Raw genomic sequence first — 24,669 nt, forward strand, 5'->3', positions numbered from 1 at the left:
TGTAAGGGCGTTCGCTTTTAGCGTTAGAGCAGGGTACGGCCGTTCGCCCCTACCCGTTCGCCCCTACGAGAAATTTATCTGTATCAAATTTTTCGTGAATTGGTATTATCTCTCGGCTATTCCCTCTCCCCCTATTCCCTGCTATAATTAACAACTTTAATTACGTGTATATACATAAAATTTCTTCCTGGCTACAGTTGTTGCTCGTATATCTGCACTGGTTGGCATCGTATACGCAATGATAGTTTGGCAGCATTGACTATTTTAGGCGGGTAATTAATGGCTGTTAGCAACGAAGAACAAGGTAGCAAATTTATCACTACAGAACCAATCAAGGCTAGTGATGAGGTTGAGCAAAAAGTCTGGGATACTGTTCGCAGTGCGTTTGCTGAGAGAATCTGTCTTGGCTACTGGCGCTATCCCATTTTTTCTCAGGTGGGGGAGATTCGCAAAGAGCCGGATATCTTAATTGCTGACCGGGAATTAGGTTTGGTGGTGATGGAAATTAAAGCTGTCACCATCGATCAGATTGTCGGTGTGGAAGGCGGAAAGTTGCAATTGCAAAACTCAGAAACCACACAAGCCAATCCTTACCAACAAGCAGAACATCAATTGCGAGCATTAATAGCGTACTGCGATCGCGAGTCGGCAATTTGGCGTAAAGTTACAGGTAGAGCGATCGCTGTTTTACCGCTCGTTACTCAAGAACAATGGCAGCAAAAAGGCTTTGCTCAAGTAGACTGTCCTAGTATTCTTTTTCAAGAGCAGTTAAATAAAGTTGGTTTGTTAGAATCTATCCAAAATGCTACTGTTGCAGTTCCCGGAGGTATTTTAGAGGACAAGGATTGGGAATTACTACTGTCAGTAGTTGGGGGTACACCTGTATTCCGCAAAACCTTACCCAATCGCATCTCTACCACAGGAAAAACTCGTTCTAGTGTCATTGACAGTTTAAGAGAAAGTTTATACGAACTAGATTTACAGCAAGAACATATCGGTAAAGAAATTCCGCCTGGGCCGCAACGAATTCGGGGAATTGCAGGTTCAGGAAAAACTGTACTGTTATGTCAGAAAGCTGCTCATATGCACCTCAAGCACCCAGATTGGGATATTGCCTTAGTATTTTTCACGCGATCGCTCTACGATTTAATGATTGGGTTATTAGATCAATGGATACGTCGCTTCAGTTGCGGAGAGATGCAATATGACCCAAAAACTAACCTCAAGTTACGAGTGCTTCACGCTTGGGGAGCAAAAGAGCAACCGGGTTTATACGGTATCATTTGTGATTATCATGGTAAAAGGCGGGGAACGCCCAGAAATACCAATGAAAAGCAGCCTAACCGTGGCTTGGTAGATTTAAGTAGACGATTATTAGAAGAAATCGAAATAGAACCGATGTTTGACGCCATCTTAATTGATGAAGGTCAAGATTTAGTCGCCGAAGATGATTTGAAATATCAAGACAAACAAGCTATTTACTGGTTAGCTTATCAAGCATTGCGACCTGTAACAGAAGAAAAACCAGAAGAGAGGCGGTTAATTTGGGCTTATGATGAAGCTCAAAGCCTGGACAGTTTAGCTGTACCCAAAGCCAAAGAAGTATTCGGCGAACAATTGAGCAATCTGTTGAACAAACAACCACAATATCCAGGTGGAATTAAACGTTCACAAGTCATGCGCCGTTGTTATCGCACTCCGGGGCCAATTCTCACAGCAGCTCACGCAATTGGTATGGGTTTGCTGCGCTCTGAGGGAATGCTCGCAGGTCTCACCAACAAAGACGACTGGAACAAAATCGGTTATGAAGTTAAAGGAGACTTTCGGCGCGTTGGTCAGCCAATGACAATCCAACGACAGCCACAATATTCACCCAATCCGATTCCTGAACTTTGGGGTCAACCTGTATTAGAGTTTCACACTTATAATTCTCGCCGAGATGAGCTGACGGCTCTGGCAGAGAATATTTTACGTAATATTGTTCATGATGGGCTAAATCCCAGTCGTGACATTTTAGTGGTGGTTTTAGGTGACACTTCCGACGCTATGGAGCTAGAAACTCATGTTGCTAGTTTTTTAATGGAGCAAGATATTGATATTTATCTCCCCACGGCTTTAAAATTAAACGATTTGATGTTGCAATGGCCAAACCATAATCCTGATAAGTTTTGGCACGATGACGGAGTGACCATCTCTCGGATTAATCGCGCTAAGGGACATGAAGCAGATATGGTTTATGTAGTCGGCTTTGATCATGTCGCTCGCAATGAAAGCAACGTGAATTTCCGCAACCAATTATTTGTAGCTTTAACGCGGGCGCGGGGTTGGGCGAATTTGAGTGGTGTAGGCAATTATCCGATGTATGAAGAGATGCAACGGGTAATGAGTAGTGGCGATAGTTTCACTTTTAACTACAAGCGCCCACCAAAGAGAGATATTGGTGATGGTGATTAATCGAGTGTAGAGAGGGGAATTATTTCGGCGGAGCCACCCGTAAGACTGGCTCCCCCATGTCTTGATTATTCGGCTTTATTACTGACTCTATTAGCACGCGCTTCGGCTGAAGCTAGCACTTCTTCGAGATTTTCTAAAACTTCACCAGGAAAATTTTCTAAAACTCTGGTAGAAAGAGCTACTCTACCTTTACCTTCATCCAAGTCAATGACTACTGCTTTAATGGGCTGACCGATTTGGAAAACTTTTTCTAGGGATTCGATGAATTTTTGACTGACTTGTTTGATGTGTAGCAAGGCGCTAATTCCTTCCAGATCCACAAACACACCAAAAGGTTTGATACCAGTAATCTTACCTTCCACCAATTGTCCCAATTCCAATAAACTAAAGTTGGTGGAACGAGTAGCCAAGCGCTGAGAAAGAATCAGTTTATTGTTACCGCGATTGATTTCTAAAAAGCCAGCTGTGAGAGTTTGACCTTTGAGTGCTTCTAGGTTATCACGCTCCAACAAGTGCGATCGCGGAATAAATCCCCGCAACGAAAGAATATCTACAGTCACACCACCTTTATTCACACCCGTTACCCGCACTGGTACAGTTTGGGAATTCTCCTGCATTTGTGCTAGTCTTTCCCAAATGTGTTGAATTTCTAACTGTTTTCGAGAAAGAGTCACCTGACCCTCAGCATCCTGTTCCCGAATAATCAAAAATTCTAGTTCTTCTTGGAGTGGTAATACTTCCGACAAATCGGTGACTGCTCTCAAAGCAGCCTCGTCACGAGGAATAAAAGCCGACGATTTGCCACCAATATCGACATAAGCTCCATCATGGTCAAATTGGAACACTTTGCCGTGTACTACCTGTCCTTTTTGAAACTGATAGTCGTGTTTTTCTAGTGCTTTGGCAAAATCGTCCATTGTGAAGGACGAACTGGCTGTTTGAGAAAGTTTCGATTCGGAATTCATGACTTTTGCAGATAAATTGTTATTTGTCGTTTGTAATTTGTCAGTTGTGCTCTACCGACAAATGACTCACGACATCCGAGATTTTCAGCCCACTTGACCAAATCGGCTGTAGCTTTAGGATTATAGCTGGCGCGACTGTGACAGAAAAATCTGTGGTCAGATCCATCGTAGCGAAACAGACGATACCCAACTTTATAGTTTTCTAACTTTGCCTGAGTTGAGGCGTGAATTATCCTCCAGGCGACAATAGTTGCTTGATTGTGTAAGTCACAATATTACTGGTAACAACACAACCGTTGGGTAAAAACCCGAAGCCTAGGGCTGTGCTAAATAAGCTACCATGTGAAAACTATCTTGCGAAATTTTAACTATTGTTGCCTAGATCACTTGCTCTGTCATAATAACTTTTACCCGCGGCGTGTGATTTTTTGATATAAATATGCGAGTGTTTCAAATCTATCTCTCATTAAATTATCAATTAGCAATTGCTTTGAGCAAAATAGCATCTATAATATTCCCTCACACCACGCATCGTTTGGTTACATGCCGCTACTAGCACCCAGGAGACTCGGTGATGATTCAATTCCGCATTCAGCCAGACAGTGAAATTCCCGCATCAACTCAGTTGTTTAATCAAATTAGGTTTGCGATCGCTTCCCGTCAATATCCACCTGGATATAAATTGCCAAGCACACGGGCTTTAGCAATGCAAACTGGTTTACACCGCAATACAATCAGCAAGGTTTACCGCCAGCTAGAAGAAGACGGTTTTGTGGAAAGTTTAGCGGGTTCGGGAATCTATGTCCGTGCTCAAGGTCATGAAGGCGGTAGCAAATTACAGTCACCAATTCTCAAGCAACATCCAGAAGCAGACAAGGTTGTACAACAAGCCCTCGATGAGTTACTTTCCCAAGGATGCACCCTCTCTCAAGCACGGGAACTATTTCTAGCAGAAATTGACTGGCGTCTGCGTTGTAGCGCGCGAGTGCTGGTAGCAGCGCCATCTCTGGATATTGGCGTGGGCGAGTTGATGGTTTATGAATTGGAGGAAGCGCTGAAAATACCAGTGCAGGTGGTAGCAATGGAAGATTTAGCTGCTGTACTCGACAAAACCAGTTCGGCGACAGTAGTCACAAGTCGCTATTTTATTAGTGATGTGGAAGCGATCGCTGCCCCAAAAGCTGTACGTGTAATTCCCCTTGACATCTACGATTACAGTAAAGAACTTAACCTACTGAAAACCCTACCCAAAGAAAACTGTGTTGGGATAGTTAGTCTGAGTTCGGGAATTGGTCGTCAAGCAGAAGTGATTCTCCACGGTTTGCGCGGTGATGAACTGTTAATTATGACATCCCAGCCCAAGGATGCTTATAAACTGCAAGCGATCGTCAAACGTGCTGAGGTAATTATTACTGATCAAGCCAGTTACCCAGCAGTACAAGCGGCTGTACAAGCAGCAATTGAAGATATTATCCGTCCACCGAAGCTGATTAGAGTCGAAAATTACATTGGCCTCAAGTCAATTAATTTGCTAAAGCGGGAATTAGGCTTGGGTTAATCTCGGCTCCATGCTGACTACAGTCAAAATAGCCTGTATTAGTAGCTCTGGCTCAATTGGTTTAGAAATATGCCGTTGAAATCCGGCGGCTAGTGCTTGTTTTTGATCAATTTCTCCTGCATAAGCAGTCAAGGCGATCGCGGGAATTTCTCCGCCCTGATCAGGTGAGTGCTTTCTAATTTGACGAATTAGTGTGTAGCCATCCATACCGGGCATACCGATATCACTAATGAGCAAATCAAATTTTGTTTGCCGAAAACTACTCAAAGCTTCACTAGCTGAATTCACTTGAGTTACCCGCGCCCCGTACTGTTCTAGTAAAAAGGCCATGAGTTCCCGCGAATCTGTGTCATCTTCTACAAGCAGCGTTTGTAATCCATTGAGATTTAAGTCTGAGCGATTATGAGATACAGTATCATTGTGATGCAGTTTGGTTGTAGGGATGAGTGGCAACTTGACTGTAAAGGTTGCTCCTTGACCTTCTCCAGGACTCGCTGCTTGAACGGTTCCGCCGTGGAGTTCAACTAAATGACGCACTATCGCTAATCCTAACCCCAACCCTCCAAATTTTCGAGTCGTTGTGCCGTCGGCTTGGCGGAAGTAGTCAAAGACGTAGGGCAAAAAGTCACTAGAGATACCCCTCCCAGTGTCGCTGACGGTGATTTGAGCATAAGCGGGGATTGGAGATTGGGAGGGAACCTGAGTTGTTTCCTCCTCTAATATTCTCGACAATCGCACCTCTACGCGACCGCCTTGCGGGGTAAATTTAATCGCGTTGGTAAGTAGATTCCAAACGATTTGTTGTAGGCGGCCAGAATCACCCAAAACATGACCAAGGTGCGGTGCAAATATTGTTTGAATTTCAATGGATTTAGCTTCAGCCGCGAGGCGTACGGTTTCTAAGGCAGCTTTGATGGTAAACGCTAAACTGATGGGAACTGTATTTAAACACAATTTGCCTTGGAGAATGCGGGACACATCAAGCAAATCTTCGATCAGTTGCGCTTGTAGTTTGGCGTTGCGTTCGATGGTTTCCAGGGCGTATTGAGTTTTGGCTGCATCTTGTTGACCTGTTTGCAGAATTTTTGCCCAACCCAGAATCGGATTGAGGGGCGATCGCAATTCATGGGACAATACCGCAAGGAATTCGTCTTTGATGCGATTAGCTTGACGCAATTGGTCAGCTTGTTGTTGTAATGAAGTCAACAGATGCGCTCGGTCTAGGGCGATTGCCATTTGGTCGCATAATGCCTGCATTAAGTGAGTTTCCGCAGGCGTAAACTGGTCGCGGCGGCGACTACCAAAGGAGAGCGTACTAAATAAGTGTCCCTGAGCAATCAGCGGTTGACAGGAGTAGGCAGTGACTCCTAGTGAGCGAATCAGATCAGTTTTGGGATCATGTGAGTTTTGAACACCTGCACAAACAATTTGATGCCGGCATTGAGCAACTGTCCCACAAACTGCTTGCCCATAATCTAACCATTCAATTTCCTGGGCAATGGATGCATCAATACCCTCATAAGACGCCAGATGAAGCTGGTGGCGATCGCTATCAATCAGATAATTGAAGTAAACATCTAACTCTAGCGAGTCTTTGAGTTTCCTGAATAAGCTATTAATCAACGTCAGCGGTTGGTCGCGCCCAAGTAAGTCCCGCGTAGTTTCATAAAGCAAATCCAGGCGTTGATTACGTTGTCGTAAAGTGATTTCTGCGTGCTGGCGTTCATCCTCGATTTGTTTACGTTCGGTGATATCAGACAAAATGAAAACAGCACCCGTGAGAGTTCCATAATTATCAAATACCGGGTCGATGGTTTTAAAAAACCACCGTCCTTGAGACTGACATTCTAAAACTTGCCGTTGGTGAGTTTCTTGAGCAAGGCGAAAGCATTTGCCATCAAAGATTCCCAATTGGGCATTCAGCAACTCATGGTAAGCACAACCCAAGATTTCATTGTTGGGCTTGCCCAAAAGCTGTATCATCGCTCGATTACAACGCCGAATTATACCTTTTTGGTCTACTAGAAATACGCTGTCGTTGATGGCATCAAAAGTCGTTTGCCATTCCCGCGCTGAAGACAAAGCAATTTCCTCTGCCCGCCGAATTCGTAGCAGCGATCGCACCGTAGCAATCAGTTCTATCGGTTCGACTGGTTGCGCTAGATAACCATCCGCACCACTGTCTAAGCCTTCTGCTTTATCCTGGCTTTGGACAAAACTTGCAGAAAGGTGCAGCACAGGGATAGAAGCTGTATCGGGATTGGCCTTAATTTGGCGACAGACATCAAAGCCGCTCATGTCAGGTAACTTGACATCCAGAATTACCAGAGCCGGCTGATGTTGAGCCACAGCCTCTAATCCGACTGCACCGGTTGCTGCTTCCAAGACGGTGAAGCCTGCATTTTGCAAAATCCGGGTTACAACATAACGATTGGCTTCATTATCGTCAACATGCAAAATCGTAACCCGTGACTCAGACATAATTTTCACCTTAAGCGTTGAGAACAAGTCCGGCTTTGATGAGCGCATCTTCAAGTTGAGCAATCGCCATTGCTTGCGAGTCTGTTTCTTTGGAAAGAATGGCGATGCTTTGTTTTGCTAACCGACTATGGGTTTGTGCATCTAGTTGTGCTGATGAGTGAATGATCACAGGAATCGACTCAGTGACGGAATTGCTTTTCAACTGCGTGAGGACATCAAATCCGCTAATTTCTGGCATCTCCAAGTCGAGCACGATGACATTAGGCTGCTCGCGTTGTGCCAAATTTAATCCTTCGAGTCCGTTCGTGGCTTCTAAAATACTTAAAGGTGTATTCATCATCAACTGCTTAATCAGATATCGGTAAGCGGGATCGTCGTCAATTAGTAAGATTTTTTGAGGCTGATTATGATTAATTAGTGTATTGAGTTTGTTTAATAAGGGCAATTTGTCTACAGGCTTAATTAAAAACCCATTAGCTCCTAAAGCCAGGGCTTGCTTTTCGTTATCAATTATGGTAATGACAATTACAGGGATGGTGCGAGTCGTTTCATCTCCTTTGAGTTCTCGCAAGAACGTCCAGCCATTTTGCCCTTCTAGCATAATATCTAGCATAACCGCCGCTGGTTGCAGTTGTTCTAATACTTGTCTCGCTTGATTTAAAGTGCGAGTCGCAATCAATTGATAGATCGAATCTTGCAGGTGTTTTTCGTAAATAAATAAAGTTTCGGGATGATCTTCGACTGCCAGAATGGGTAGGCGAGTTGATTCAAGTGAGGCGAGCGGTTGTAGCGAGGTAGGAAATTCAGTTGCATGGGGGTAGATGAGCGGAATCGATGCGGTAAAGGTGGAGCCTTGACCTGGTTCACTTTTCAAGGCAATGTTGCCACCAAGTAGCTCTGCTAACTTGCGTGATAACGGCAATCCTAACCCGGTTCCCTTGACCTGCTTTTGCAGTCGAGACTCAATTTGGACAAAATCCTCAAAAATCCGCTCTTGATCGGCGGTAGCGATGCCAATGCCAGTATCAGATACAGAAAAGGTGACGGTGTGACCTGTTTGCACGGCACTCACGCGCACCTCACCTTGCTCGGTAAATTTGAGGGAGTTGGAGATAAAATTTCTCAGAATTTGAGCAACTTTGCCCTCATCACTATAAAGTGGCTGCATTTGCTCAGGTTCCTCAAAAATCAGTCCTACGGAGGAGCCTTGAACTAATAAAGGGCGCAGCATTCCCCGCAACGTGGCAAACAAGTCGCTGACTTCAAAGGAACTGGGATGCACTTCAATTTTTCCCGCTTCTACTTTTGCTAAATCCAGGAGGTCGTTGACCAGTTCTGATAATCCACTCGCCGCTTTTTGGATAAATGTTACCTGCTTTTCTTGCTCGGTAGTTAAATCGCCATCCATCCGTGCTAGTAACATGCGCGAGAGGGACAGAATCGAATTCAGCGGCGTGCGAAACTCGTGGCTCATATTGGAGAGAAAGCGGGTTTTAAGCTCGTTTGCCTGTTGAAGGGAGCTGGCTTTTTCATCAAGTTCCGCGTACAGGGCCACCACGCCGCGATTAGTATCTTCTAGTTCCTGGTTGAGCTGGGTTAATTCTTCTTCGCGCTTGCGTAGCTCTGCCATTGCTCGCAGTAATTCTTGGTTTTGGCGCTGGATTTCTTCATAAGGATTTTGGGGCGATCGCTCAACTACAGTTTCTCGAATTTGCTGCAATTGCGAATCGGTGAAAGTAGGTGTACGTTTTGACAACGTTTTCCCCATCACTACTGTTGTTCCCTGTCCCGGAAGCGATTCTATCTCAAAAAAATCCATCAGCCGACGAGTGCCCATGATGCCCAGCCCCATTCCTGTATTGGAGTTGTAGCGTCCAGCCAAAACCTCTGCTAAATGAGGAATTCCCTCACCACGATCTTGAATCCGCATCAGAAACGCTTGCGGCTCTCCTGCAATACAAAATTCAACCGTTCCACCTTGGGCATATTGAAAGGCATTGCGGGCAATTTCCGAAACTGCCGTTGCCAATCTTACCTGATCTTGTGCATCAAAACCTAGTTGCTGGGCAATTTCACGAGTTCGCTGCCGAGCTTGCACAACATCCTGTGCGTATTGGATTGCAAGCCTAAAAACAATTGTCATCTCTAGTTCGTCCATCACATCCTAAAGTGTCGCACTCACGTTCTTTTCCATCTTGTCTCACCGAGCCAACAAAAAATCCCCTACCTTGCGGTAAGGGATTTTATTTATTTACCTACAAAACTCGCAGCCGGATCAACCGAACTTACCAGCAGTGGAGGCAATTAAGAATGCTGCGTAGGTGAAGACATAACCAACTGCGAAGTGAGTTAGACCAACCAAACGAGCTTGAACGATGGAGAGTGCAACGGGCTTGTCTTTCCAGCGAACTAAGTTAGCTAGAGGTGTACGCTCGTGTGCCCAAACCAATGTTTCAATCAATTCTTGCCAGTAACCTCTCCAGGAGATGAGGAACATGAAGCCAGTTGCCCAAACAAGGTGTCCAAAGAGGAACATCCAAGCCCAAACAGACAGGTTATTCACACCGTATGGGTTGTAACCGTTGATCAACTGAGCGGAGTTAGCCCAGAGGTAATCACGGAACCAGCCCATTAAGTATGTGGAGTTTTCGTTGAACTGAGCAACGTTACCTTGCCAAATACCTAGGTGTTTCCAGTGCCAGTAGAAGGTTAACCAACCGACTGTGTTCAATGCCCAGAACAGAGCTAGGTAGAAGGCGTCCCAAGCGGAGATGTCGCAAGTACCGCCACGGCCGGGTCCGTCACAGGGGAAGGCATAGCCGAAGTCCTTTTTATCGGGCATCAGCTTAGAACCACGAGCATCCAAAGCACCTTTAACAAGTACTAAGGTGGTGGTGTGGAGGCCGAGAGCGATCGCATGGTGTACCAAGAAGTCGCCAGGGCCGATTGTTAAGAACAGGGAGTTAGTACCAGAGTTAATGGCATCTAACCAGCCACTCAACCAAACGTTGCCGTAGTTGGGGTAGGCTGTGTAAGCGACGCTATCGGGGTTGGACAACAAGGTGTCTAAGCCGTAGAGTACCTTACCGTGGGAAGCTTGGATGAATTGAGCGAATACTGGCTCAATCAAGATTTGCTTTTCAGGAGTACCGAAAGCAACTACTACATCGTTGTGGACGTACAAACCGAGGGTGTGGAAGCCAAGGAAGAGAGATACCCAGCTGAGGTGGGAGATAATCGCTTCTTTGTGCTGCAATACACGATCGAGTACGTTGCCTTTGTTTTGTTCGGGGTCGTAGTCACGAACCCAGAAGATTGCCGCGTGGGCGAAAGCACCAACCAACAGGAATACTGCGATGTATTGGTGGTGGGTGTAAAGCGCTGCCTGTGTTGTGTAGTCCTTAGCAATAAATGCGTAGGGAGGCAGGGAGTACATGTGCTGCGCCACCAAGGAAGTGACGGTTCCCAGGGCTGCCAATGCTAGAGATAGCTGGAAGTGCAGGGAGTTGTTGATGGTGTCGTACAAACCTTGGTGAGGCAGGTTGAACTGACCTTCACTCTTGGTGCTGGGTACTAAACCGGCTTTGGAGTTGAGCATTTCTTTGATGCTGTGTCCAATGCCGAAGTTAGTCCGATACATGTGACCGGCGACGATGAATAGGACGGCGATGGCCAAGTGGTGATGAGCGATGTCGGTCAACCACAAGGATTCTGTCTGGGGATGAAAACCACCCAAGAAAGTCAGAATCGCTGTACCTGCACCAGTAGCAGTACCGTACACGTGACCAGCAGTGTCAGGGTTCTGAGCGTAAACACCCCAGTTACCTGTAAAGAAGGGTGTCAAGCCTGCTGGGTGGGGTAAGGTTGTCAAGAAGTTATCCCAACCTACGTGGATACCACGAGATTCGGGGATAGCTACGTGTACCAAGTGACCAGTCCAAGCTAGAGAGCTAACGCCAAACAAACCAGCTAAGTGGTGGTTCAGGCGGGGTTCAGCACTCTTAAACCAGGAGAGGCTGGGACGGAACTTGGGTTGCAAATGCAACCAACCTGCGAACAGGAATATTGATGCCAACAACAGCAAGAAGACTGAACCGGTGTACAGTTCACTATTTGTCCGCATCCCGATTGTGTACCACCAGTGGTAAATACCAGAGTAGGTGATGTTTACGGGATTGCTAGCGCCAGCTTGGGTAAAGGCTTCAATTGCTGGTTTACCGAAGTGGGGGTCCCAAATCGCATGAGCGATGGGGCGGATATGCAGGGGATCTTGAATCCACTGTTCAAAGTTACCTTGCCAGGCTACGTGGAACAGGAGGCTGGACGCCCACAGGAAGATGATTGCCAAATGACCGAAGTGTGTGGCGAAAATCTTTTGGTAAAGATTTTCTTCCGTAATGCCATCGTGGCTTTCAAAGTCGTTACCTGTAGCGATCGCATACCATATCCGACGCGTACTCGGATCCTGTGCGAGATCCTGGCTAAATTTGGGAAATTTCGTTGCCATAGGTTTTGATAATTCCTCTGACCTTTAGCCATCAGGTATCAGCATGGAGAGTTCTGAGTTTTGAGTTTTGAGTTTTGAGTTTTAATTGATTACTCAATCAAAACCTGAAATTCATTACTCATCACTCAGCACTCTATATGACTGATTGCTACCCTACTGAAAGGATGTGTGCATGGAAGAAAGCCCAGGTGGTGGCGATTCCTCCTAGGAGGTAGTGAGCCACACCTACTGCCCGACCCTGAGTAATGCTCAGAGCGCGAGGCTGAATTGCTGGTGCTACTTTCAGTTTATTATGTGCCCAGACAATGGACTCAATGAGTTCTTGCCAGTAGCCGCGACCACTGAACAGGAACATTAAGCTGAATGCCCAAACAAAGTGAGCGCCTAAGAAGATTAGACCGTAAGCAGACAGCGCACTTCCGTAGGAGTTGATTACTTGTGAAGCTTGCGCCCACAAGAAGTCACGCAACCAGCCGTTGATGGTGATAGCACTTTGGGCAAAGTTATCACCAGTGATGTGAGACACCACACCATCTGAGTCTACAGTTCCCCAGACATCTGATTGCATTTTCCAGCTGAAGTGGAAAATCACAATAGATAGGGAGTTATACATCCAGAATAGTCCGAGGAACACGTGGTCCCAACCAGACACTTGACATGTACCGCCACGACCTGGCCCGTCGCAAGGGAAGCGGAAGCCCAAGTTAGCTTTGTCTGGAATCAGACGAGAGCTGCGGGCAAACAGCACACCTTTAAGCAGGATGAGTACGGTGACGTGAATGGTGAAGGCGTGGATGTGGTGAATCATGAAGTCAGCCGTACCCAAAGGAATAGCTGCTGCTGCCACTTTTCCGCCAACAGCCAAGACACCGCCGCCAAATACGTAGCTGACTGGTTCTAGAGCATTGGGTGCTGTTGTTCCCGGTGCTAGGGCATGGATATTTTGGATCCACTGCGCGAACACTGGTTGCAACTGAATCCCTGTATCAGAGAACAGGTCTTGGGGACGACCCAAGGCACGCATGGTGTCGTTGTGGATGTATAGTCCAAAGCTGTGGAAGCCGAGGAAAATAGACACCCAGTTGAGGTGAGAGATGATCGCATCCCGGTGACGAATCACCCGATCCAAGAGGTTGTTTTGGTTAACCACAGGATCGTAGTCCCGCACCATAAAGATGGCAGCGTGAGCAGCACCGCCGACGATCAGGAAGCCACCGATCCAAATATGGTGGGTAAAGAGCGTCAGTTGTGTAGCGTAGTCTGTTGCCAAATATGGGTAGGGAGGCATCGCGTACATGTGGTGCGCGATGATGATGGTCAGGGAACCCAAGAAGGCAAGGTTAGTTGCCAGTTGAGCGTGCCAAGATGTGGTGAGGTTTTCATAAAGACCTTTGTGTCCTTCACCTGTGAAGGGGCCTTTATGGTTTTCTAGGATTTCTTTAATGCTGTGACCGATACCCCAGTTGGTGCGGTATTGGTGTCCGGCGATGATGAAGATCACAGCGATCGCCAAGTGGTGATGAGAAATATCTGTCAGCCACAAGCCGCCTGTTACTGGGTTGAGACCGCCTTTGAAGGTGAGGAAGTCGGCATAAGCACCCCAATTCAAAGTGAAGAAAGGTGTTAAACCGCTGGCAAACCCAGGAAATAGGTCAATCAACAAGTCTTTGTTCAGGATGAACTCATGGGGCAAGGGGATGTCTTTAACAGCAACACCTGCATCCAAAAGCTTGTTGGTTGGTGCGGACACGTGGATTAAGTGACCAGCCCATCCCAAGGAACCACAACCCAACAACACTTGTAAGTGGTGGTTCAGCATTGACTCCACATTCTGGAACCATTCCAGTTTGGGAGCTTGCTTGTGGTAGTGGAACCAGCCTGCAAACAAGAGCAAGGCTGCTAGTACCAAGCCACCGATGGCTGTGACGTACAGTTGGAAGGAGTTTGTGATCCCCCAGCCACGCCATACTTGGAACAAGCCAGAGGTGATTTGGATACCGTGGAAGCCACCGCCAACATCGGCATTCAAAATGTCTTGACCAAAAATCGGCCAAACAACTTGAGCACTTGGTTTCACGTTCAAAGGATCGCTTAACCAAGCCTCATAGTTGGAAAACTTCGCGCCGTGGAATAGCGCCCCGCTCAACCAGATAGCCACTACGGCCAAATGACCAAAGTGTGCGGCGAATATCTTGCGGGATATCTCTTCTAAATCGCTTGTGTGTGTATCAAAATCGTGGGCGAGGGCGTGAAGGTTCCAAATCCATGTGGTGGTTTTGGGACCTCTAGCTAGAGTTCTGTCGAAGTGTCCTGGTTGTGCCCATTTTTCAAATGAGGTAGGTACAGGATCTTTATCAACAATCACTCTTGCTTTCTTTTCCTCTCGCTCCGGAGGACTAATCGTCATTCGACCTCCTCTCTAGATAAGGAATGAGGAATCATGAAACCACAAAGTAAACTAATATCGCGTCTTCCAGAAGATTACCGGAGCGGCGATGAAGAACCGATGTGGAAATTTGTTTCTGTTGAATTATAGAGTCTTAGCTTGTACATTGTTGGAGACATGTTAACAATAATTCAAAATTACTAGAATAATTGCCTGAGCTACCTTTTAACTTCAAAGCATTGGTCAAAAAGTCAATAGTTTTTTCATTTTATTTACAAAGGATCACAATTCGTAAAACTTATCATTGAACCGCACTCACTGAGCATTTTTTCTGTTACAAAAGCTGCTGTGAGATATCAATATCTTCAGTAATTAACAGCAAAAAATATTACCTATCCCCCCACAGACGGTGAAGCAGGACGTGGAAAAATAACAAAATTAGGAAGAAATTACTAACGCCTCATTACCATTTCTTCTCTTGGACTATGGTTCCCTATGTCCATTTTGAGCCACAATAATCTGTCAGTTGTTAAAGACTATCACTGGTGACAACCATGAACTCATGGCAGAAGACGGTATTAGAGAATCTCCTCGCCAAGAGGTTCGCTATTTTTAGATGGCTGATGACATGTTTACTGGTTTTAAGTTTATCCAGTTGTGGAGAGAAAGCTGTCAGTCAAAATATATCTATTAGCTATAAAGAAAAATCTCAGCTGATTTCGCAGCAGTTTTCGGAAGTTTCACCACCAGCCACAATTCAAAATTTGCAGTCAAGCTTGGATATTTATCAACCACAAGTGACCATTGTTAAACCCCAAGCTGATGAAGTGATACAGGACAATAGCGTTACAGTCAGCTTAGAGGTCAAGGATTTACCTTTATTTCAAGACCCAAAATTTCAATTGGGGCCTCATTTAGAGATCATCCTTGATAACCAACCTTATCAAACTATTTATGACATAAAACAGCCTACAATTATATCAGATTTAGCTCCAGGTACTCACACTTTGCGTGTATTTGCTTCTCGTCCTTGGGGCGAAAGTTTTAAAAATGACGGCGCTTTTGCTCAGACCACATTTCACATTTACGCCAAAACAGACGATAATTACGCTGATCCAGCTTTACCGTTGCTGACTTATAACAGCCCTAGAGGGAATTACGGCGCAGAACCAATTCTCCTAGATTTTTACCTGACTAACGCTCCCTTGCGCCTTGTCGCTACAGAAAATTCTGACGACGAAATTAATGATTGGCGGATTCGTTGCACAATTAATGATGAAACTTTCGTTTTTGATCGTTGGCAAGCGATTTATCTCCAAGGCTTTAAATCTGGGAAAAACTGGGTCAAATTAGAATTTTTGGATAATCAGGGTAATTCTGTCAAAAATGCTTTCAACACTACAGTTGCAGTCATTACCTACCAACCAAAGGGTAAAGATACACTCGCGCAGATTGTTAGAGGAGAACTTGGTGCTGATGAAGTGCGTAGCATCGTCGATCAGAGCTATTCTAATAAACTATCACCCACTGAAGCCGTACCTTTACCGAGTCCGAGTGTAATTCCTGAAGACGAGCAGACACCTGAAGTACAACCAATACCGGAAACAAAGGCTGTAGATACTCCTCAAGTTGAACAAACACCTGAAGTACAACCAATACCGGAAACGAAGGCTGTAGATACTCCTCAAGTTGGAGATATACCGGAGATACAGCCAATACCGGAAACGAAGACTGTAGAAACACCTCAAGCAGAACCACCAATCCCTAGTTTGACCCCCCAAGAGGAACCAGAAAGTCCTGAATTACCAAAAAAACTAGATCTAAAGCCAACTAGACGCAGCATCGGTGAATATTTTCAGCGTCGTTCTCGTCCTGTAGCTCAACCAACTCCGAGCTTATCACCTACACAACCACCAGAAGAATAACCGAGTTAATTGCGAATTCCTGAAGGGGTGATGAATGGGTGGATTTTTCCCACCTAATACTTATGAGCATATACCAACTTTTTTCTACTTTAGTTGGTAGATTATGAATAAATTCATCTTCAAGCTTGCGACTAGCAATGGATTTATCACCCCTGTGGATATCACTGAAAACATCATTACTAGCTACATTTATTACATTTTTTTTAGGTATTACTGCTGCCTACTGGATGCTAGGATATCGTGGCAAAGGCAAATCATTAATTGAGGGTATTTTTGTAGCTCCCTTAATTTTACCTCCGACTGTCGTCGGCTTTTTATTACTGCTGTTGTTTGGGAAAAATGGTCCTCTGGGACAACTCATGCAGTCTTTCAATTTTACAATTGTTTTTACTTGGTATGGTGCAGCGATCGCAGCTACAGTGGTTTCGTTTCCTTTAATGTATAAAACTGCACTGGGTGCTTTCGAGCAAATTGATGAAAATCTGTTGCGGGTAGCGAGAACCCTTGGTGCGAAGGAATCGACAATTTTTTGGCGGATTAGTTTACCTTTAGCGCTCCCAGGAATTTTAGCAGCGACGACTTTGGCGTTTGCTCGTGCTTTGGGTGAATTCGGAGCGACATTGATGCTTGCGGGTAATATTCCTGGACAAACTCAGACAATTCCCATGGCGATTTATTTTGCTGTGGAAGCGGGTGCGATGGATGAGGCGTGGTTTTGGGCGATCGCTATTATGGTAATCTCTTTATCAGGAATTATCATCGTCAATTTTTGGCAAGAAATTAGGGATAATCGTCCCAGAGAAAGCAAAGAAACAGAAAAAAAGCAAACGCCAGCCAGCAAAATATCTCTTTTGCAGACACCACCTGCAAAAACTGGGCTGTTCGTGGATATTGAAAAACAGTTAGCAAATTTTCATTTACAAGTTTCTTTTACCACAGATGCACAACCTTTAGGATTATTGGGGGGTTCGGGTGCGGGTAAAAGTATGATTTTGCGTTCTTTAGCTGGGATAGAAACACCTACTACGGGGCGCATCATTTTGAATGATAGAGTATTATTCGACTCAGCGCAAGGAATTAATCTCCCCAGCCGCGATCGCCGGATTGGTTTTTTAGTTCAGAATTACGCTCTCTTCCCCCACATGACGGTAGCGGAAAACATCGCCTTTGGTTTACCCAAAGGACTTTCTGTTGGGAGCATCCGCGTCCAGGTAGAACAGCAACTATTAGCGATGCAATTACAAGGATTAGGCTCACGCTACCCACATCAACTTTCTGGAGGACAGCAGCAGCGAGTAGCTTTAGCAAGAGCATTAGCCAGTCAACCAGAAGCATTGCTTTTAGATGAACCATTTTCTGCACTCGATACCCATCTGCGGAGTCAACTAGAACAACAAATGACCGCAACCCTCACTGATTACTCAGGTGCGACTTTATTTGTCACCCACAACATGGAAGAAGCTTACCGAATTTGTCCTCAGCTTCTGATATTGGAACATGGTAAAGCAGTTCAGTATGACTCGAAGCAGAAAATTTTTCAGTTTCCCACAACAGTTAGCGTTGCTCAACTAACCGGGTGTAAGAACTTTTCTCGTGCTGTATCCTTGTCATCTGCAGAAATAGAAGCGAGTGACTGGGGTTGTCAACTGCGAGTTGCCGAACCCATCAAAGAGAAATTATCTCATGTCGGCATACGCGCCCATCAAATTGCTTTTACCAAAAACCCGAATCAGGATAATACTTTTGAGTGTTGGTTAGCGCAGACCAGCGAAACACCACACCGGATGACATTATTTATTAAATTACGCTCTCCTGCTGATCATCCTCAAGATTATCATTTGCAAGCGGAAGTTTTTAAGGAAAAATGGGCGAATATAAAAGATCAGCCTTTTCCTTGGTATGTCAGGTTAGATCCTCTACGGTTGATGTTGATGGAGTGATTCGGGAATTTATCTCACCCACAGACCCACAGGGAATAAGAGTTTTAATTCTAGTTCAGCAACGCTGCATAAATCAAAAGACTTATCCCCTATGACAATAAAGACTCCACCAGATACAAGATTGCTTGTCTTTGCGTCTGTGCGCGAGATTCTATCCTTTTTCATCACCAACACCAACAAACATGAACACATATACTTTAAATACCAATAACTCTCAAGTTACAGACCAACCTCAGAAACACGAAAAAATTCTAGACGAATTACGTTTAATCATCGCTAATCTCCTCAAATCAGAACCAGAAGAAATTAGTATTCACACACCTTTTTTAGAAATGGGTGCAGATTCCATTGTGCTGGTAGATGCGATGCGTCATATTGAAAGTACATTTGGCGTGAAAATTGCTATCCGTCAGTTATTTGAAGAATTAACCACTCTTAATGCGTTAGCTATATATATAGATGCAAATGTTTGTATAGAGCCTGCAAAAATTCCAGTACAAGAACAAGTTATCGCCAAAACTGCAACCGCAGAAACAATATCAGAAACTTTTGTAGAAACAGTTATTCGTCAACAATTTGAGTTGATGTCTCAGCAGTTGGCAATTTTACGAGCTTCGGGTTTATCAGCAGATTTAAATCTTGCTCTCAACTCCCATGGAGAATCACAATCTCTAAATTATAGAGCAGCGGAAACCATACCTGAATTTAAATCAGTAGCAGCACCAAAAAAAGCAGATGCTTCATTTTGGCGAATTGAACAATCTACTGCTAAAACCCTAACTCTACAACAACAAAACTATTTAGACTCGCTGATTGTACGCTATACCCAGCAGACAGCACAATCTAAGCACAGAGCGCAGACTTATCGCTCTGTTTTAGCTGATAGAAGGGCTTCTATCGGTTTTCGCCCAGAAACTAAAGAAATTTTGTATCCTATCGTGGGCGATCGCTCTCATGGTGCTAAAATTTGGGATGTCGACGGTAATGAATACGTCGATATTTCTATGGGTTTTGGTGTCCACCTCTTCGGTCATGATGTTCCCTTCATCACCGCAGCCATAGAAAATCAACTCAAGCAAGGTTCCCAAATCGGTCCCCAATCTCAACTTGCGGGTGAAGTCGCAGCTTTGATTGGCGAAATGACGGGAATGGAAAGAGTTACTTTTTGTAATTCTGGTACGGAAGCGGCGATGACAGCGATGCGCGTAGCCCGTGCAGCCACAGGTCGTGCTAAAATTGCCATTTTCAAGGGCGCTTATCACGGTCACTTTGATGGGACTTTAGCCATACCCCAAACATCAGAGGATGGAAAATTACCAGCACAGCCGATGGTTCCAGGGGTACTGCAAAATATGGTAGATGATGTTTTGCTTTTGACTTATGGTGCGGCTGAATCTCTGGAGATTATCAAAGCAAATGCTGATGAATTAGCAGCCGTTTTAGTTGAACCTGTCCAAAGTCGTAAGCCGGAATTACAACCGAGAGAATTTCTCCAAGAACTGAGACACTTAACACAACAATTAAATATTACCTTGATTTTTGATGAAGTGATTACAGGTTTTCGCGTTCATCCCCGTGGTGCCCAAGCGTGGTTTGGTGTAGATGCAGATATTGTCACCTATGGTAAGTTAATAGGTGGGGGAATGCCGATTGGGGTAATTGCAGGGAAAGCTGCTTATATGGATAAGATTGACGGTGGCGCCTGGAATTTTGGTGATGATTCTTATCCAGAGGTAGAAACAACATTTTTCGCAGGAACTTTTGCCAAGCATCCGTTAACAATGGCTGCAACCAAGGCTACATTATTGCATCTGAAATCTCAAGGGTTTGCTTTACAAGATAAATTAAATCAAAGGACATCTCAGCTAGCAGCGACACTCAACGCTTTTTTTGAACAAGAAAACGCACCTGTCCGCATCGTACACTTTAGCTCACTCTTCCGCTTCACCTTAGCAGGCAATTCCAGTTATCTCTATCAGCCTTTAGAAATGGATTTGCTGTATTACTCTTTAATTGCAAAAGGCGTTTATATTTGGGAAGGACGCACCTGCTTTTTATCTACCGCACACACTGATGATGATATCGATTATGTAATTCAAGCCGTTAAAGAGAGTATACGGGAATTGCAAGGCGCGGGTTTTTTTACCAAAACCCCAAAGTTAGTTACACAAGAGCAACTTAAACCTGTAAAACAGCCAGAATTAAAACCAATAACTAAAATACCCCTCAGCGATGCTCAAAAACAACTCTGGTTTTTAGCGCAAATGAGCGATCGCAGTTCCCTAGCCTACAACATCTCTGCTAACATTCAATTACGCGGTAAACTTAACTTAGCTGCAATGCGTCAAGCAGTACAGCAAGTAGTCGAGCGCCATGATGCTTTACGCACCATCATCAGCACTCAAGGCGATTTACAAGTAATATCACCATCACTAACAACAGAAGTTGCTGTAATTGATTTACCAGACGGTGAAGCACAACTAGCTCAGTGGTGTGAAAATGAAAGTCGGGAAGCTTTCGACCTCAATACAGGGCCTTTATTTCGGGTCAGAATCCTCAAACTAGCAGAGCAGTTACACATCCTGGCTATCAGCGCTCATCACATCATTACTGACGGCTGGTCAATTAGCCTGATTTTACAAGAGATATTCACATTCTACACAGCAACTTGTCAAGGTCAAGTTTGCGATTTGCCATCACCAATGCAATATAGCTCATACCTTGACTGGCAGCGTCAACACTGTGAAACTGAGGAAATGCAAGGCCATGAATCATACTGGCTAAACAAATTTATTCACTCAGTTCCAGTTCTCGACTTACCCACAGACCGCCCGCGTCCACCAATTAAATCATATCAAGGTGGTAGACAAAAGTTACTCCTTGACGCCAGCTTGAGTTATAAAATCAAACAATTCAGCCAGCAGCACGGTTGCACTTTATTTATGACGCTGCTCTCTGCTTACGCAGTCTTACTCTATCGCCTCACCCATCAAGATGATATCACCATCGGCATCGCCTCCGCCGGACGTTCTCTTGAAGGTAGCGAAACATTAGTTGGTTATTGTAGCCACATGCTACCCATACGCGGTCAGATTATCGGTGATGCAACATTCCTTGAACATCTCAAAACTTACAAAAGTTTGTTGTTGGATGCTTACCAACACCAAGATTACCCTTTTGCTAAATTGATTGACAAGTTGGGAGTTAAGGCTGACGGTGGTACTTCTCCTCTAGTGAACGCTACCTTTAATCTGGAGCGTCCTGTAAATATTCCCCCAGTTTACGCTTTGGCGAGCAGCTTTTTACCTCAATCTATCAGTTTTGCTGACTACGATATCGGCTTAAATGTCACCGAGATTGATCATCAACTGCTGTTGGAATGCGACTATAATGCAGACTTGTTTGATGCTGCTACTATTGACCGCATCCTGTTACATTACCAAACCTTGTTGACCGGGATGATTACCAGCCCGCAAACGACTCTATCAGAATTATCCTTGTTGACTGCCAAAGAACGCCAGCAAATTCTGGTTGAGTGGAATCATACCCAAACCAACTTTCCTCAACATCAATGCATTCATCAAATTTTTGCTCAACAAGCGCAATTAACTCCCAATGCTGTCGCTGTAGAATTTGGTGAACAGAAACTCACCTATCGAGAGTTAAACAACCGCGCTAACCAGTTAGCTCATTTTCTCCAAAATTTAGGCGTCAAGCCAGAAGTTATCGTCGGAATTTGCGTTGAACGTTCTCTAGAAATGTTAGTAGCGATGCTTGGTGTTTTAAAAGCTGGTGGTGCTTATCTACCCTTAGACCCAGCTTATCCGCAAGAACGCTTGACCCACATGCTATCTGATTCTCAAGCGTCGGTGTTACTCACCACTGCTGAACTAGCAAATCAACTACCGCCACACGCTGCAAAACTAGTCAAGCTAGACACAGACTGGCAGATTATCTCTCGCAATCCTATCACGAATCCTGAAAGTTTTGTAGAGCCAAGCAACTTAGCTTATGTGATTTATACTTCCGGTTCTACCGGGAAATCCAAAGGCGTGCTGATTCCTCACAAAGCTGTAGTTAATCATAACTACGCTATCGCTAAAAATTATGAACTAAAAGCGAGCGATCGCGTCCTCCAATTTGCTAGCTTTAGTTTTGACGTTGCGGCTGAAGAAATCTTCCCTACTTGGTTGAGTGGTGCGACTTTAATACTGCGTCCTCAAGAAACGCTCGAACTCGCCGATTTTGTCGAATTTGTTAACCAAAAAGCATTAACAATTTTAAACTTACCCGTAGCCTACTGGCAAGAGTGGGTTTCGCAAATGCCTCAAATTAGTTGGACTGAGAATGTCCGCTTACTAATTGTCGGTAGCGACAGGGTACCACTAGAAAAGTTTATCACTTGGCAACAACAAGTAGGTAAAAATGTCAGTTGGCGCAATGCCTATGGCCCCACAGAAGCGACAATCACAGCTACAGTTTACGGTTCTCAATTGAGTATAGGACAAGAAACAGCCGCTGCACTATTTATCGGTCGTCCCATCGCTAACACCCAAATTTATATTCTCGACCAAAATTTGCAACCAGTACCAATTGGTGTCACGGGAGAATTGCATATTGGTGGTGATGGTTTAGCCAGAGGTTATCTCCACCGTCCAGAATTAACCGCCGAAAAATTCATTCCCGACCCCTTCAGCAATCAACCAAACGCCCGCTTATACAAAACAGGAGATTTAGCCCGTTACAAAAGCGATGGTACAATCGAGTTCATTGGTCGCATCGACCACCAAGTGAAAATTCGCGGTTTCCGAATTGAGTTAGGGGAAATTGAAGCAGCCCTGAGTCAACATGCACAAGTCAGGGAGTGTGTAGTTACCGCTAGCGATCGCCAACAACTACAAGCTTACATCGTTTTTCATCCACAACACAATCTCAATAGCAGGGAACTACATCGCTACCTCAAAGAGAAATTACCTGAATATATGATTCCCGCTGCTTTCCTCCAAGTAGAAAGCATACCTCTCACCCCCAGCGGAAAAGTTGACCGTCTCACACTCAGCCATCAGGGCGTTTTGATCAATAATATTGAAACAAAAGTAGTTTCACCCCGCAACCCGATTGAGGAAATACTAGTTGCTATCTGGCTAGAAGTTTTGAACCTAAAACAAATTGGTATCCATGATAACTTCTTTGAAATCGGCGGAAATTCTCTACTAGCAATGCAACTTATCAATCAGGTAAACGCAGCCTTCTCCACCAACATCCCCTTGCGGAGCTTATTTCAATGCTCAACCATCGCGGAAATGGGAGAAATAGTCGAAGCCCACACAATGGACAAAATACAAGAAGATACCCTAGAACAAATATTAGCAGAAGTTGACGAATTGATGGATACAGAAATTGAACAATTGCTTGGCGACTTTTAAATCTTCTCAGAGAACGACAAAAAGCAAATTTTGATTCGTTCTCTGAACTGGCGATTCTTCATCTAGAAATTCTGATAATTTTATTAGTGTCATAAAGTGATAAAAATTTACATGTCTTGTGCTGCTGTACTCGGATTTATTGCTAGTTTACTGACTAACAATACTAGTACTGCTCACGAAATTGCACAAACTGCTAGAGTTGAAAATTTTGTCGCTAGGGGTACAGAACCATTTTGGAATCTTACTCTCAGCAAGAGTGGAATCATCTATTCTGTACCAGATGGCAAAAAGCAAACTTTCCCCTACGTTACACCTCTAGCTGCAAGCGGACGTACAGCTGACTTTGTGAGAGTATACCAATTTAGAGGTAGAGGCAACAATACCTTAATTATTAAGAAAGTTAATACTTGTAGTGACGGTATGTCAGACCAAAATTATCCTTACTCAGCAACTCTCATTTTGGGTAATCAGGTTTTAGAAGGTTGCGCTGAGAAAAAATGACGCCTCAAATTTGTGTAGATCAAGACAAAATCTGATAGTTTTGTGTAAAGGCGTTGGCAAGCAACGTCTTTATTATTAACACTGTACTAATTTTCATAATTGGCATAACTGCTTAACTCACTTTCCCTACTGCTCCTTAGCAGAATAAGTATAAAAGTTATTAAATGCTCCCACCGTCTCAAATTTGTAAGATGGTATTCCAGAATTGAGCTTTAAATCTGTACTGTAAATACTAAAAATCAGAAAATCTTGCTGCTTCGTTGTCCCCGCAATAATTCCTCGCATTTGTGGACTGACTGACTCAACTACTTTCTCGCACTTAAAATTGATTAAGCTTTCGATAAATCCTTGAGTTTTTTTACAAACGTCAGTTTTTAAGTATTCTGTCAGCCGTTGCACGGCATAATCTTCATATTCAGCCTGACTAGGATTTGTTCTGGCCATTGTTACTCCTAGAATGGCTAGTGCTGCTACTCCCAGATATGTGATGATGGTCGAGGCTTTCATGTTTGCCAATTATAATTCG

At 44.5% G+C, this 24,669-nt stretch carries 12 protein-coding genes; 6 read left to right on the forward strand and 6 right to left on the reverse strand.

The genetic code is table 11. The features are described 5' to 3' along the window. Positions 1–279 precede the first annotated feature (279 nt). A complete protein-coding gene (locus tag MIC7126_RS0115485) occupies positions 280–2,454 on the forward strand; it encodes a DEAD/DEAH box helicase (protein ID WP_017654073.1) in 2,175 nt (724 codons plus the stop codon). Between the two features lie 65 nt (positions 2,455–2,519). Here the strand turns inward: MIC7126_RS0115485 and MIC7126_RS0115490 are convergent, their stop codons facing one another. Continuing rightward, positions 2,520–3,419 carry a S1 RNA-binding domain-containing protein gene (locus MIC7126_RS0115490; protein WP_017654074.1) on the reverse strand — a complete coding sequence of 300 codons (900 nt, stop codon included), beginning with the start codon at positions 3,417–3,419 and terminating at the stop codon, positions 2,520–2,522. Between the two features lie 574 nt (positions 3,420–3,993). Here MIC7126_RS0115490 and MIC7126_RS0115495 point away from each other — a divergent pair. After that, positions 3,994–4,977, forward strand: a complete 984-nt coding sequence (locus tag MIC7126_RS0115495) for a GntR family transcriptional regulator (protein WP_017654075.1) — start codon at positions 3,994–3,996, stop codon at positions 4,975–4,977. Here the strand turns inward: MIC7126_RS0115495 and MIC7126_RS27695 are convergent. The 4 genes from MIC7126_RS27695 to psaA form a co-directional block, all read right to left on the reverse strand. Beyond that, positions 4,963–7,458 (reverse strand): hybrid sensor histidine kinase/response regulator, encoded by a 2,496-nt coding sequence (locus MIC7126_RS27695; protein WP_017654076.1) that lies wholly within the window; start codon positions 7,456–7,458, stop codon positions 4,963–4,965. The two genes, MIC7126_RS0115495 and MIC7126_RS27695, sit on opposite strands and share 15 nt — an antisense overlap. A 10-nt stretch (positions 7,459–7,468) precedes the next feature. Next, positions 7,469–9,601, reverse strand: coding sequence for an ATP-binding protein (locus tag MIC7126_RS0115505; RefSeq protein WP_026100295.1), 2,133 nt, complete (start codon positions 9,599–9,601; stop codon positions 7,469–7,471). A gap of 132 nt (positions 9,602–9,733) precedes the next feature. After that, entirely contained in the window at positions 9,734–11,965 is a 2,232-nt protein-coding gene (gene psaB / locus MIC7126_RS0115510; protein ID WP_017654078.1) for a photosystem I core protein PsaB, read from the reverse strand. Between the two features lie 148 nt (positions 11,966–12,113). Next, positions 12,114–14,372: a photosystem I core protein PsaA gene (psaA, locus tag MIC7126_RS0115515; protein WP_017654079.1), complete on the reverse strand. Its 2,259-nt coding sequence runs from the start codon at positions 14,370–14,372 to the stop codon at positions 12,114–12,116. A 533-nt stretch (positions 14,373–14,905) separates the two neighbouring features. On the opposite strand from psaA, the gene MIC7126_RS0115520 reads away from it, so the two are divergent. The 4 genes from MIC7126_RS0115520 to MIC7126_RS0115535 all read left to right on the forward strand — a co-directional run bounded on the left by MIC7126_RS0115520 (position 14,906) and on the right by MIC7126_RS0115535 (position 24,143). Next, positions 14,906–16,276 carry a hypothetical protein gene (locus tag MIC7126_RS0115520; protein WP_026100296.1) on the forward strand — a complete coding sequence of 457 codons (1,371 nt, stop codon included), beginning with the start codon at positions 14,906–14,908 and terminating at the stop codon, positions 16,274–16,276. Positions 16,277–16,413: 137 nt separating this feature from the next. After that, positions 16,414–18,216 (forward strand): molybdate ABC transporter permease subunit, encoded by a 1,803-nt coding sequence (modB, locus tag MIC7126_RS0115525; protein WP_017654081.1) that lies wholly within the window; start codon positions 16,414–16,416, stop codon positions 18,214–18,216. Positions 18,217–18,398: 182 nt separating this feature from the next. Then, on the forward strand, positions 18,399–23,642 hold the full coding sequence (locus MIC7126_RS0115530; RefSeq protein WP_017654082.1) for a non-ribosomal peptide synthetase: 5,244 nt from the start codon (positions 18,399–18,401) through the stop codon (positions 23,640–23,642). 111 nt (positions 23,643–23,753) lie between these two features. After that, positions 23,754–24,143, forward strand: coding sequence for a COG3650 family protein (locus MIC7126_RS0115535; RefSeq protein WP_017654083.1), 390 nt, complete (start codon positions 23,754–23,756; stop codon positions 24,141–24,143). A gap of 126 nt (positions 24,144–24,269) precedes the next feature. Here the strand turns inward: MIC7126_RS0115535 and MIC7126_RS0115540 are convergent, their stop codons facing one another. Continuing rightward, positions 24,270–24,650, reverse strand: coding sequence for a DUF4359 domain-containing protein (locus MIC7126_RS0115540; RefSeq protein ID WP_017654084.1), 381 nt, complete (start codon positions 24,648–24,650; stop codon positions 24,270–24,272). Between the last annotated feature and the right edge of the window lie 19 nt (positions 24,651–24,669).

Origin of the sequence: Fortiea contorta PCC 7126 (genome assembly GCF_000332295.1) — a bacterium.
Lineage (GTDB): Bacteria > Cyanobacteriota > Cyanobacteriia > Cyanobacteriales > Nostocaceae > Fortiea > Fortiea contorta.

Coding starts and splice junctions, on each gene's coding strand:
- psaB (WP_017654078.1), bottom strand. CDS start 11,965: ATGGCAACGAAATTTCCCAAATTTAGCCAGGATCTCGCACAGGATCCG.
- MIC7126_RS0115530 (WP_017654082.1), top strand. CDS start 18,399: ATGAACACATATACTTTAAATACCAATAACTCTCAAGTTACAGACCAA.
- MIC7126_RS0115485 (WP_017654073.1), top strand. CDS start 280: ATGGCTGTTAGCAACGAAGAACAAGGTAGCAAATTTATCACTACAGAA.
- MIC7126_RS27695 (WP_017654076.1), bottom strand. CDS start 7,458: ATGTCTGAGTCACGGGTTACGATTTTGCATGTTGACGATAATGAAGCC.
- MIC7126_RS0115540 (WP_017654084.1), bottom strand. CDS start 24,650: ATGAAAGCCTCGACCATCATCACATATCTGGGAGTAGCAGCACTAGCC.
- modB (WP_017654081.1), top strand. CDS start 16,414: ATGGATTTATCACCCCTGTGGATATCACTGAAAACATCATTACTAGCT.
- MIC7126_RS0115520 (WP_026100296.1), top strand. CDS start 14,906: ATGAACTCATGGCAGAAGACGGTATTAGAGAATCTCCTCGCCAAGAGG.
- MIC7126_RS0115505 (WP_026100295.1), bottom strand. CDS start 9,601: ATGACAATTGTTTTTAGGCTTGCAATCCAATACGCACAGGATGTTGTG.
- MIC7126_RS0115535 (WP_017654083.1), top strand. CDS start 23,754: ATGTCTTGTGCTGCTGTACTCGGATTTATTGCTAGTTTACTGACTAAC.
- MIC7126_RS0115490 (WP_017654074.1), bottom strand. CDS start 3,419: ATGAATTCCGAATCGAAACTTTCTCAAACAGCCAGTTCGTCCTTCACA.
- MIC7126_RS0115495 (WP_017654075.1), top strand. CDS start 3,994: ATGATTCAATTCCGCATTCAGCCAGACAGTGAAATTCCCGCATCAACT.
- psaA (WP_017654079.1), bottom strand. CDS start 14,372: ATGACGATTAGTCCTCCGGAGCGAGAGGAAAAGAAAGCAAGAGTGATT.